The following is an 11160-nucleotide window of genomic DNA, read 5'->3' as shown; positions in this document are numbered from 1 at the left end:
TTATTATCTCCAGCTTACTGATCAATGGTTATAGGTAAAACCTAAGTAAAATTGGCGACCAAAGAATTGCGTGGTCCCTGTTTTACTGGTTGTACCGAAGTAGCTTTGTGTAGGCTCATCAGTCAGGTTATTCACTTGTAATAACATGCCAAATGAATCTGTGAACTGATACGATGTTTGGAAATCGATAACGGTTTCCGCATCAAAGTTCACCACTTGCTCATTGACAGCAACTTGCTCAGAGACAAAATCATCGCGATAGCGCACATTTAAGCGTGTTTCAAAGTTTTCGTAGCTGTAAAAAAGTGTCCCGTTAAAGACGTTGTTTGAGAGACCCGGTAAGTCTTGCGAAACAGAATCACCACCTAAATCGGTGATTGATTGCACTTCACTCTCGGTATACGAATAACTGGCATTAATCCCTAGCCCTTCAAACGGTGATGGCAAGAAAGAGAAAACTTGCGTATAAGCAAGCTCAATCCCGCGAATATACCCCCCTTTAGCATTGTTAACCGCAGTTGTGTACACACCATTCGTCGTTTCGATTTGCTCACCGCTTACAGGGTCGACAATGTACTCAGGGACGTTGAAGCCATTCCCTTTAAAATCAAAGTTTTCAATAGCTATCGTATCTATGAATGAATCAATATTCTTATAGAACGCCGCCACGACTAAGGCACCATCCGTATCTTCAAAGTATTGCTCATAAGAAATATCGTATTGATTCGCATAGAAAGGTTTTAAGAATGGGTTATTCGTACTTGAACCATTAATTTCGCCATCATTATTAACCGATGCACTGGCGTCACCCGCTAAACGGTTAATCGGAGCACGTGCCATCACTTTTGCTGCAGCAAAACGAATTTGCGTTGCATCACTGATTTTAAAATTAAGGTTTAATGAAGGTAGGTAGTCTGTGTATTTAATGCCTAATATGTTTGGTGCATAAAGGTCGTTAACAATGCCGTTATCATCGACAATGTATTGCGCACCGAGTTGAGGATCACTCCCAACGTTTTCAAGCACCGTCGCTGATTGGTCCGTATCAACACGACGAATACCAATGTTACCTGTGACAGGCAGTTTGCCAATTTCGGTATCAATATTGAGCATGAGATACGCTGATACCACTTCTTCATACACTGAACCACTTTGTAGCATGGTCCATGAGTAGTTAGTGGTATAACCTTGTGTATCTGGCTCACCATCACCATCTAAATCAACAACCCCCTCAGCGTTACCCCAAGTTTGAACAGGTTGTGGGATGCCATTAGGGAACCACGCGTTTAGTGCTTTATCCAAATCTATCGCTAAGTATGATGGGAAATAACTAAACTCACCCTGCCAATCAACCACGGTGGTCATGTCATCAGTCAAACGAAGTGGAGGTTGAGTGGCTGAGAATGCGCCATCGTTACCGTACTCAAATACTGACCGATTATTGCTGTATTCACGGTCTGAGTAACGCGCACCAAATTCAATTGAGCTAAACCAGTTATTCTCTAACTCATATTTAAAATCGAGTCGGAACGCTTTGACTTCATCTTCATTTTCATACGGGTAAATGCCGTATTTACTAAGCATAACGCGATCAATATCGCTGAATGCATCAGCTTGATTAAAACCAATATCAGGTAAATCAAGACCGTTTAATTGATAATTTAGTGACACATTGGTATCAAATACCGGATTATCAATTGTAGCGTCTTCCGCTACCAGTGCCCAAAGTAAGCCATTGCGGAAATTACTCTTCGCGCGTGATAACGACACATCAGCATTGACATTCAAGCGCTCGGTTACTTGCCAATCGGCGTTAATTCCATAGCTATCAACTTCATCAAAATCTTGATTATCATCATTGACTATTTCAACACGGGTAAAGCTATTTGATGTGCGGTTGATTGCCCCACCGATTACCGCATTGCCGTCAAGTAAGGGGTTCGCATAGACAGCTGACGGGCCACCAAATTTAACCCGAAAACCACGGGCAAATGATTCGCTATCAAAACGAGATAAAAACGCATCACCTTTCAGTTTAAAGTTATCGGTTGGTGCCCATTCAATCGATGTTAAATAGCCATTACGCGTTTCTTCACCACCTAAATGCTGAAGCTCGAAACCTTCACTGATATATTCATTAGCGGGGTTATCTGCAGGGCCATCGATGTCATTTGCAAGTCCGTCAACATCTTTATTACCGTTATATGCTAGACCGATAAACTGGGTGGCAACACTAGGTTGGAATAAGCGAGCATAACCTAGCGCGACACCGAGGGTATCATCAAAGAACTTACCCTGATAAGAAAAGCTAATACGGTCGCCATATTCAGTGGCATCAAAAACCTCTGAAGCACGATCGTTATACATACCGCGCACATTAGCGGTAAATTTGTGTTGCTGGTCATTATCCAGTGGGCTGGCTGTTTGTAACTCAACAGTACCGGCAACGCCCCCTTCGATTAATGATGCTTTGGGTGACTTATACACAGCTGCCGAACTAATTAACTCAGACGGATACTGATCGAACTCAATACTACGGCTACCACTGGTCGATACTTGTTCTCGACCATTGAGAGTCGAAAACACGAATCCACCAGATAAACCTCGAATATTAATTTCGGCAGCTTGGCCACCTGTTCGTACCGCCGAAATACCCGGTAGTCGTGTTAATGCATCTGCCATAGATACATCGGGAAGTGCACCTAAGTCATCAGCAGATAACTGCTCTGATACGGTGTCACTAAAACGTTTTTGGTTTAATGATTGAATTAAGCTGCGACTAAAGCCGCGCACTTCGATTACTTCAAGCTCAGGATCAAGTTCCTTTGCAGATGTGCGTTCTGCTTCGTTCGCTGCCATAGCACTGTTTGCTGCAACCATTGCCAGCATTAATGCACTTAGCTTAAATTTCCCCATTGGATTCCCACTCTGTTGTCATTGGAGGCGTTATGTTTATTCTTGTTGTCAAAAAACAACCAACAAAGTGTAACCAAAAGGTAAATATTGTGTGATGAATACGTATGCACTATACGTTTCCTGGGGATAAGCAGGAGCTCCTCTCACGTTTTACTATTGAGAGAGGAGCAATAGAGAGCTTTAAAGTGTTATCACGACACGCACTGCAAGTGCGATAAAGATCATGCCGAGTAGTTTTTCAAAAAGTGGATTCGCTTTAGTAAAACCAAAGCGCTTTTTTGATATTTCTGTGAGTAAGGCAACCAACAAATACCAGCCAGTATCCAGTACAAATACAGTTAAGCACATGATCAAGCCAACCTGTAACGTGAGATTTTCTGGGTCAATAAACTGTGAGAAGAGCGCTAAAAAGAACACCGCAAGTTTGGGGTTCAAAAACGCAATAGCAAAACCATCTTGTAACGCAGCGCGTTGACTAGGTATGGCTTGTTCAACTTTCACGGCTTGCGAACTGGGTTTTGCCAGTAATATACGTATACCTAAATAAGCAAGGTAGGCGGCACCACCATACACGAGTACGTTATAAAGTGTAGGTAACTTGGTCATCAGTGCACCTAATCCAAGCAAAGAGGCGCTCGCATAAAACCCCACTCCCACACCATGACTCACGGCCGCCAGCATGCCGTTTTTCATACCACCGTGAAGGCTATGCTTTAACACAACCGCTAAACTTGGCCCTGGCGACATAGCACCCATGATACAAATTAACACTAAACTCAACCACTCTGTGAGTGTCATAATTCATTATTCTCTACTAACAATAAAACGGCCGTTATTTGACCATAAAAACCGGTGGCTGTGGTGATTGTTTTAACCTGCCAGCCAGATTGGCCTAACTCGTACACTTTCTGATTTAACGCAGTGATATCAAGTCCACCCAGAAAACGTTTCTTTTTAAATTCAATAATTTTTTGCATATTAGCTTGTTAACTCATACTCAAAATCATAGTAATGAATTCCCGCCTCAATGCGGATTGCCATTTTACCCGTAAGCCCCACCAATTCACCAGCGCCTGAATCTGGCACGACTTCTAAAATTAACCTGTCTGTGCCTTTATCCATGGTGCCAAAATGTTGTAATACAAAGCTACCTTGTTTGCCATTCAGACTACCAACCACTTGTTCAATAGCAACATATCCTGCACTGCCTTGGGTTGCCGTCATTGCGCTCAGCATCTCTCCTTGGCTAGTTGCTTCCAGAGCGCCTGTAAACGTTTTATCTATCGACATACGGCCAAGATTCACGCCATCTTGACCTGTCGCATACCCCCCAATTGGGTTTAATTTCACGTTAAATTGACCGCTTATCACTGTTGATTCCATACTAATCCCTTATTTTACTGTTGATTTTTAAAGCGATGATAACCATATCTATACCCTATTCACAAATAAGAATCTAGCATGGCAATTAACAAAGAAAAGGCCGCGTTCAGTAGCCTGTTACCCGTTTTAGCGTTTATTAAGCCCTACAAATGGGTGGTATTTGCAGCCCTTGGGGCATTATTACTCACCGCAGGCGTTAACTTGTCACTCGGCCAAGGAGTGAAGTTTGTTATTGATCATGGCTTTATTGCAGGCTCTCAAGAACAACTTCAACAAGCAGTGATGGTTCTTATTGGCCTTATCAGCCTATTAGCAATCGGCACATTTTGTCGTTTTTATTTAATGTCGTGGATAGGTGAACGAGTCAGTAATGATATTCGTAACGCGATTTTCGAGCGAATTGTAACGTTACACCCAAGCTACTTTGAAGAAAACCGTAGCGGCGAGCTGATGTCACGACTCACCACCGACACCACATTGCTGCAATCGATTATTGGCTCATCATTTTCTATGGCGCTTCGTAGCAGCTTAATGTTAGTGGGTGGCCTTGCTATGCTGCTAATTACTAATTTAAAACTAACCTTAGTGGTCGTTGCCTGTGTACCTATGGTGTTAGTTCCTATGCTAATTTTTGGTCGTAAAGTGCGTAAACTAGCAAGTTCGAGCCAAGATGCCATTGCCGATATCAGTACTTATGCAGGCGAAATTATTCAAAATATTAAGGTCGTACAAAGTTTTAGTCATGAAGCGCGCGAAAAAGCGGCTTTTGCTGAAGAAACGAATAAAGCATTTTTAGTCGCAAAAAGTCGTATTAAACAACGCTCACTTTTAATTGCTGCAGTGATCTTTCTAACCTTTAGTGCCATCAGCGTGATGCTTTGGGTAGGCGGCAGTGATGTGCTCGCGGGTACCATGACGGGCGGCGAGCTAGGTGCCTTTGTATTCTATGCCATTATGGTGGCTATGTCGGTTGCAACAGTTGCCGAAGTGTACGGTGAGTTACAACGCGCAGCAGGTGCGGCAGCAAGACTGTTAGAGCTGCTCGCTGTTGAAAGTATGATTCAAAACCCCGCACACAATAAAGATGATCAGCTCGAATTAAATAAAGCTGACCACCCTGCTATTCGTTTTGACAATGTATCATTTAATTATCCATCTAGACCCGATAATGCAGCACTTAGTACACTTAATTTAGAAGTAAAACAGGGTCAAACAGTCGCCATTGTTGGTCCCTCTGGTGCAGGCAAAACAACATTATTTGAATTATTGCAACGATTTTACGATCCGAGCGCAGGGAGTATTTCATTAGCTGGCATTAATATTAAAGAATTATCTCTTCACTGTTTACGCCAACAAATGGGCATGGTGGCACAAAACCCCATTTTGTTTAGCTGCGATGTAATGCATAACATTCGCTATGGCAATCCCCATGCGAGTGACGAGCAGGTATACACGGCAGCCAAATATGCACACGCCGATGAATTTATCACGCAGCTACCGCAGGGCTATCACAGCTTTTTAGGTGAACAAGGGGTACGTCTTTCTGGTGGGCAAAAGCAGCGGATTGTGCTTGCTCGCGCTATTTTAAAGGATCCAGCTATTTTATTACTCGATGAAGCAACCAGCGCACTTGATGCACAAAGCGAGTCTCATGTGCAAGCGGCACTCGAGCACTTAATGAAAGACAGAACAACACTCATTATTGCCCACCGCTTAGCCACCGTAAAACATGCTGACGTCATCGTGGTAATGGACAAGGGTGAAATTATAGCGACAGGTACACACCAGCAGCTATTGACTAGTAACCCACTGTATAAGCAGCTTTGCGAATTGCAATTTAATCGGGATTAATATCCAAGGAGGGATGTCAGGTTTGAAAGGGCATATCAAACCTGACCACAAATCTAGACTACATTAAGCCTAACCTTGTGTGTTTGGTACGATTTGAATCTCTACACGGCGGTTTAAAGCACGACCATTGGCTGTATCATTACTCGCTACAGGGCGTGTTTCGCCATAGCCACGTGTGCTAATACGTGCCGACATAATTTGATGATTAACTAAATAATCTTTAACACTTTGCGCACGTTGCTGCGACAGTGTCATGTTATAGCTGTCTTTACCTGTGCTATCAGTGTGACCTTCAACACTTAAGTAGGTTTTTTCGTATTTGTTCATCACTTGTGCAATGGCATCAAGGGTGCTGTGAAAGCCTGATGAGATATAAGATTGATCTGTCGCAAAAGTGATGTTTGATGGCATAACTAAGCGAATATTATCGCCTTCACGTACCACTTCAACACCCGAGCCTGCTAGCTCGTCACGGAATGCTTCTTCTTGCTTATCCATGTAGTCACCGACAGCAGCACCCGCTAACGCACCAATGGCCGCACCAATAAAGATACGCTTATCATCATGATCGCCTGTTGCTTTACCTAATACCGCACCTGTTGCGGCACCGATTGCAGCACCTTTACCTGTGTTAGTTGTTTCACACCCCGTTAATAAAACGGCTAAAACACCCACTGTTAAAATCGACTTGCTGAAACTCATGTGTCTCTCCATGGCATTTAGTAATTTTGATCTATTAACAATTATGAACACTAAATCATGAACATTAGGTTAATAGTTCTCTTTAATAAGTGTAACAGCTGGTAGGTTATACGCTTTAACTAATTCTGTTAAACGTCCATTACGTACAAGAGCGTGTAACTGAGATTGAATTTCCTTTGCTAACGAGGTGTCGGCAAACTGTTTACTAACAGCCATATGGCCGTAAATAATGTCTTTATAGCGATAAGGCATTTTGACGATCTGCTGTGAAGGGAGTTGTAAATAACCCGAGGCATGATCCGCGGTATCTTCAACTGAAATAACGAGTTCGACGCGATCTTTAAGCAGCATTTCAAACGCATTACCTTCACTCAAAGCCTCCACTTTAGTGAGTGAGCTGTCATTATCAAAACGCGAAAAATAAGCGGCTCCTCGCATGACCGCGATGCGCTTTCCTAGCAAGTCTTGGTAACGATTTATAACGATGTCACGGTCTGCTCTTGCATAGAACCCAAAAGAAGAAGACAACATCATGTACGGAGGAGACATAAACTGCATTTTTTGCTCACGCTCGCTGGTACGAATTAACCCGCCCATCACATCCACTTCATTTTGTTCGAGCATTTTTAAACAGCGAGAAAATGGGCAAGCGACAAATTCTAATTTCATCGGTATGGTACGTTGCAGCTCACGCATAATATCGACCACCGCGCCACTCACATGCCCTTTTTCAGACACAACGCCGTAGGGAGGAGAATGATCAACCGCAACAATAACCCTCTGCACAGGTTCTGCATACAAGGAGCTTGATATAAGTACTAATAATAGGCTTACGATACTCAGTCTCATAGGGTTACTCGTTACTACGTTCATACCTTACTATATATCCTAGCGATGTGTATGTCATAAAAACCACAAAAATGTCATAGAAATTTGTCATAATTAGGTGATTAGATTCGATGGCGAAAACAATGTTACTAGTTATATTTAAGCAATTTTTTTTATTAGGCTGCATGAGTTTCGGTGGCCCCGCAGCGCACTTAGGCTATTTTAAACGTCACTTTGTCGATAACTTAAAATGGTTAAATAGCGAGCGCTACGCACAACTAATAAGCTTAAGCCAAGCATTACCGGGTCCTGGGTCAAGCCAAGTAAGCTTTGCGATTGGGGTTGAGAAAGGCGGTCTATTGGGCGGTTTGTGTGCCTTTATTGGGTTTACTCTACCGTCTTTTTTAATTATGTTTTTTTTGGCACTGAGTGCCCACCAATTTGGTAACATTTATTTTGCTGTTATTGCGGGACTTAAATTATTTGCCATCGTTATTGTCGCTGATGCAACTTACAGTATGGCGGTGAGCTTTTGTAAAACACATTTACTTAAACTTATCGCGGTATTAAGCACGTTATCGTTGATTATTTTTTCACAGTTTTCCAGCCAAATTTTTGTGTTAATTATAGCTGCGATTATTGGCTGGCTTTATCCACAACATAAACTCCCTCAGCATGAGAATGTAAGTAAACCCGTTAAAGTATCGTGGTTACCTTTTATCATTTTTGCAGTATTGCTTATCGCGAGCTTTTTACCCTTTGGCGAGTGGTCCTCACTATTTGCTCAATTTTATCAAACAGGAGCGATGGTGTTTGGTGGGGGGCACGTTGTGCTACCTATTTTGCAAGCAAGCATACCAAGCCTTGAAACCGAGCAGTTTTTGTCAGCCTATGCCAGTGCACAAGCAATTCCTGGCCCTATGTTTACAATAGCGACCTACTTAGGGGCTGAACTGACACCTCATTCTCCCCTATTGGGAGCACTTATTGCGACGCTATTGATTTTTTTACCGGGCTTTTTATTGATGCTTGCATTTTTAAAAAGCTGGCTACAATTGGCTGATAAACCACGCTTTGCTGGCAGTATTGCCGCTCTCAATGCTGCGGTAGTCGGGTTTTTAGCGGCAGCACTCTACTCGCCGATTTGGCTCAGCACAATCAACAACATATGGCAGATTGTATTAGTGGTTACAGCCTTCACATGGTTAAGGGTCGCTAAGCCCCCTATTTGGTGGTTATTACTTGGCTTTATTGGTATCGCTTTGGCAGTGCAGTCGCTCTAGTCTTTACTTTTAGGCGCCGCGTTAACCACTTTAATACTTGGTTTATCTACGACATGCTGCTCATTAGCCGAAAATTGCCCCGTCACACTCTGATATGGGCGCAATCCAAAAATAGGCAATACTGCAAGCAGGTGATCCATGATCTCTGCTTGTAGATGTTCGTACGATATCCAACGTTTGTCTTCGCTAAAGCAATAAAACTCAATTGGTAAGCCATGATTAAATGGCTGAAGTTCTCGCACCATGAGGGTCAAATCACGGTTAATTCTTTCATGCTGTTTCAAGTATCCTTCAGCATAACGACGAAATAAACCTAAATTCGTAACAGGATCAGGTAACGTTGTCACACGAATGTAGTCGTGCAGAGGTATTGCGCTATTTATTTGCGTATGGAAAGCCTCATCAACTAAACGAATGCTGTTCATATCTATATTTAAAGAGCGTTTAATTCGACGACCACCCGACTCCTGCATACCCCGCCAATTTTTAAATGAACCGGCCACCAACATGTAGGTAGGAATGGTGGTAATCGTGTTATCCCAGTTACGCACTTTTACCGTGTTCAAACCAAGGTCGATAACCTCACCATCAGCGCCATAGCTATCAACTTGAATCCAATCACCATAAGTAACTAAGCGATTAGCAGCAATTTGAATACTGGCAACAAACCCCAAAATAGTGTCCTTAAACACTAACAAGGTCACCGCTGCAATGGCACCAAAACCAGATAAAATATAGGTGGGCGACTTTTCAAGTAATATACTGACGATCAAAATAGCGCAGATCATGAAGGTGATCAGTTTCACAACTTGAATCAAACCTTGTATGGGCACTTCTCGGGCAAACTCCAGCTGGTTATAAATGCCCCCAGCAATACTGACAATGCTGCTGATGATAAAACCGCCATAAATAATCAGAACAATTTGACCAATGGTTTTTAAAACTAACGCTGCCACCTCTGTGACAGGGTAAACATTGTCGAATGTTGCTAAATACAACACGCAACATAAGGTGCCTGCAAAACGTCTATTAAGTTTAGTTAGCATGGGTGCTAATGCACCAATGCGTTCTGGCGAAAGGCGCGTTACAACACTTTGTATTCCAGGAAGCATTAAGCGCCGAGTAAAGACATACACCAGCAATAAAGCACTCACACCAATTGCGGTGGCTGTCAGCGCACTGAAAAGCTCCGCATCTGGCATTGTTTCAAACCAAGGCATAACCAATTGTTGCAGGTGAGTTTGCTTCATGGTGCTTCAACTTCCTTACTGATATTTGCTACCAGACTACCTTGTTTGGCCTGATAATAATTAAATAATTGCGCGTCTTTTTGAAGCCAAATTTCATTGATTCGTTGCTGAAAAGCGGTTCTAAATTCACGGTCATGTTGATAATCACCAATCATCTCAGCACTGATAGCCTGCACATGTATATCTACTTTAATGAGCGCTAATCGGCCACGCATTAAGTTGCGACAAATATGACTGCCCTCACCTTGGTAAATAATAGAAGTATTAAGTAACGCATCAAACTGTTCACCCAGCACTTCCAGCGCAAACGCAATCCCTCCCGCTTTCGGCTTGAGTAAATAACCAAATGGACTGTTCTGTTTTGTATGCTTTTGCGGGGTAAAACGTGTCCCCTCAACAAAATTAATAATGGTGGTTGGGTGATTACGAAAATCACGACAGCTTCGCTTGGTCCGTTCAACATCAAGGCCTTTAAGCTTTGGGTTTTTAGCCAGCTGCGACTTACTGACACGCTTCATAAAAGGCATTCCCATCGCCCACGCACCCGTGCCAATAAAAGGCACGTACTTTAGCTCATCTTTTAGAAAAAACTTTGGCGCCGGTAATACATCAATCGCACTAAGCACCACAATATCTAACCAACTCATATGGTTAGAAATAAGTAAGTACCAGCTATCGCGATTAACATTGCCTTTAATATTAATTTCAATATTCGGGCAACCTAGCCACAGAGCAAAACGATTCCCTTTGCACCATCCCCGATAAGCACCATGCAAAATGTGACTAATGATGTTGAATGGTAAAATAAGTTTCAACACACCAAACAGCAACACAAGGGTTCCCCAAAGAATGACATTGGCAAACAGCACAATACTGACCAACAATCCGGTTAACCAATTAGGTAAAAATTTCTTTAACATATGTGTGCTCTCAGCTGTGCCAGCAGC

The 11160-nt window shown here is 42.7% G+C and carries 10 protein-coding genes; 2 read left to right on the top strand and 8 right to left on the bottom strand.

Annotated elements, in window-relative coordinates; genetic code table 11:
- Positions 1–21: 21 nt before the first annotated feature.
- The 4 genes from GZH31_RS01220 to GZH31_RS01205 all read right to left on the bottom strand — a co-directional run bounded on the left by GZH31_RS01220 (position 22) and on the right by GZH31_RS01205 (position 4299).
- Complete coding sequence (locus tag GZH31_RS01220) at positions 22–2916, bottom strand: TonB-dependent receptor (RefSeq protein WP_036974081.1); 2895 nt, start codon at positions 2914–2916, stop codon at positions 22–24.
- A 180-nt stretch (positions 2917–3096) separates the two neighbouring features.
- Complete coding sequence (locus GZH31_RS01215; protein WP_036974083.1) at positions 3097–3714, bottom strand: LysE family translocator; 618 nt, start codon at positions 3712–3714, stop codon at positions 3097–3099.
- A complete protein-coding gene (locus GZH31_RS01210; RefSeq protein WP_036974085.1) occupies positions 3711–3893 on the bottom strand; it encodes a hypothetical protein in 183 nt (60 codons plus the stop codon). Before GZH31_RS01210 ends, GZH31_RS01215 begins: the two co-directional genes overlap by 4 nt.
- A 1-nt stretch (position 3894) precedes the next feature.
- The gene (locus GZH31_RS01205; RefSeq protein WP_036974086.1) at positions 3895–4299 is read right to left on the bottom strand and encodes a DUF3224 domain-containing protein; all 405 of its coding nucleotides are present in this window, start codon (positions 4297–4299) and stop codon (positions 3895–3897) included.
- Positions 4300–4377: 78 nt separating this feature from the next.
- Here GZH31_RS01205 and GZH31_RS01200 point away from each other — a divergent pair, with 78 nt between their 5' ends.
- Positions 4378–6150, top strand: coding sequence for an ABC transporter transmembrane domain-containing protein (locus GZH31_RS01200; RefSeq protein WP_075594165.1), 1773 nt, complete (start codon positions 4378–4380; stop codon positions 6148–6150).
- Between the two features lie 69 nt (positions 6151–6219).
- Here GZH31_RS01200 and GZH31_RS01195 read toward each other — a convergent pair whose 3' ends face one another.
- Both GZH31_RS01195 and GZH31_RS01190 read right to left on the bottom strand, forming a co-directional pair.
- Entirely contained in the window at positions 6220–6852 is a 633-nt protein-coding gene (locus GZH31_RS01195; RefSeq protein WP_036974089.1) for an OmpA family protein, read from the bottom strand.
- A gap of 69 nt (positions 6853–6921) precedes the next feature.
- On the bottom strand, positions 6922–7701 hold the full coding sequence (locus tag GZH31_RS01190) for an ABC transporter substrate-binding protein (protein ID WP_036974287.1): 780 nt from the start codon (positions 7699–7701) through the stop codon (positions 6922–6924).
- 122 nt (positions 7702–7823) lie between these two features.
- Here GZH31_RS01190 and chrA point away from each other — a divergent pair, with 122 nt between their 5' ends.
- Entirely contained in the window at positions 7824–8963 is a 1140-nt protein-coding gene (chrA, locus tag GZH31_RS01185) for a chromate efflux transporter (protein WP_180311312.1), read from the top strand.
- Here the strand turns inward: chrA and GZH31_RS01180 are convergent.
- Both GZH31_RS01180 and GZH31_RS01175 read right to left on the bottom strand, forming a co-directional pair.
- The gene (locus GZH31_RS01180; protein ID WP_180311311.1) at positions 8960–10213 is read right to left on the bottom strand and encodes a mechanosensitive ion channel family protein; all 1254 of its coding nucleotides are present in this window, start codon (positions 10211–10213) and stop codon (positions 8960–8962) included. The genes chrA and GZH31_RS01180 overlap by 4 nt on opposite strands.
- Positions 10210–11133: an acyltransferase gene (locus tag GZH31_RS01175; protein ID WP_075594167.1), complete on the bottom strand. Its 924-nt coding sequence runs from the start codon at positions 11131–11133 to the stop codon at positions 10210–10212. Before GZH31_RS01175 ends, GZH31_RS01180 begins: the two co-directional genes overlap by 4 nt.
- Between the last annotated feature and the right edge of the window lie 27 nt (positions 11134–11160).

This window comes from Pseudoalteromonas sp. JSTW, assembly GCF_013423925.1.
In the GTDB taxonomy this organism is placed as follows: domain Bacteria; phylum Pseudomonadota; class Gammaproteobacteria; order Enterobacterales; family Alteromonadaceae; genus Pseudoalteromonas; species Pseudoalteromonas lipolytica.
Note: the sequence above shows the minus strand (reverse complement) of the source record. Positions and strands in the feature narration are given on the sequence as shown.

Excerpts from the sequence above, each read along its gene's own strand:
- GZH31_RS01190 (WP_036974287.1), bottom strand. The coding sequence starts at position 7,701 with ATGAGACTGAGTATCGTAAGCCTATTATTAGTACTTATATCAAGCTCC.
- GZH31_RS01210 (WP_036974085.1), bottom strand. The coding sequence starts at position 3,893 with ATGCAAAAAATTATTGAATTTAAAAAGAAACGTTTTCTGGGTGGACTT.
- GZH31_RS01205 (WP_036974086.1), bottom strand. The coding sequence starts at position 4,299 with ATGGAATCAACAGTGATAAGCGGTCAATTTAACGTGAAATTAAACCCA.
- GZH31_RS01200 (WP_075594165.1), top strand. The coding sequence starts at position 4,378 with ATGGCAATTAACAAAGAAAAGGCCGCGTTCAGTAGCCTGTTACCCGTT.
- GZH31_RS01195 (WP_036974089.1), bottom strand. The coding sequence starts at position 6,852 with ATGAGTTTCAGCAAGTCGATTTTAACAGTGGGTGTTTTAGCCGTTTTA.
- GZH31_RS01215 (WP_036974083.1), bottom strand. The coding sequence starts at position 3,714 with ATGACACTCACAGAGTGGTTGAGTTTAGTGTTAATTTGTATCATGGGT.
- chrA (WP_180311312.1), top strand. The coding sequence starts at position 7,824 with ATGTTACTAGTTATATTTAAGCAATTTTTTTTATTAGGCTGCATGAGT.
- GZH31_RS01180 (WP_180311311.1), bottom strand. The coding sequence starts at position 10,213 with ATGAAGCAAACTCACCTGCAACAATTGGTTATGCCTTGGTTTGAAACA.
- GZH31_RS01175 (WP_075594167.1), bottom strand. The coding sequence starts at position 11,133 with ATGTTAAAGAAATTTTTACCTAATTGGTTAACCGGATTGTTGGTCAGT.
- GZH31_RS01220 (WP_036974081.1), bottom strand. The coding sequence starts at position 2,916 with ATGGGGAAATTTAAGCTAAGTGCATTAATGCTGGCAATGGTTGCAGCA.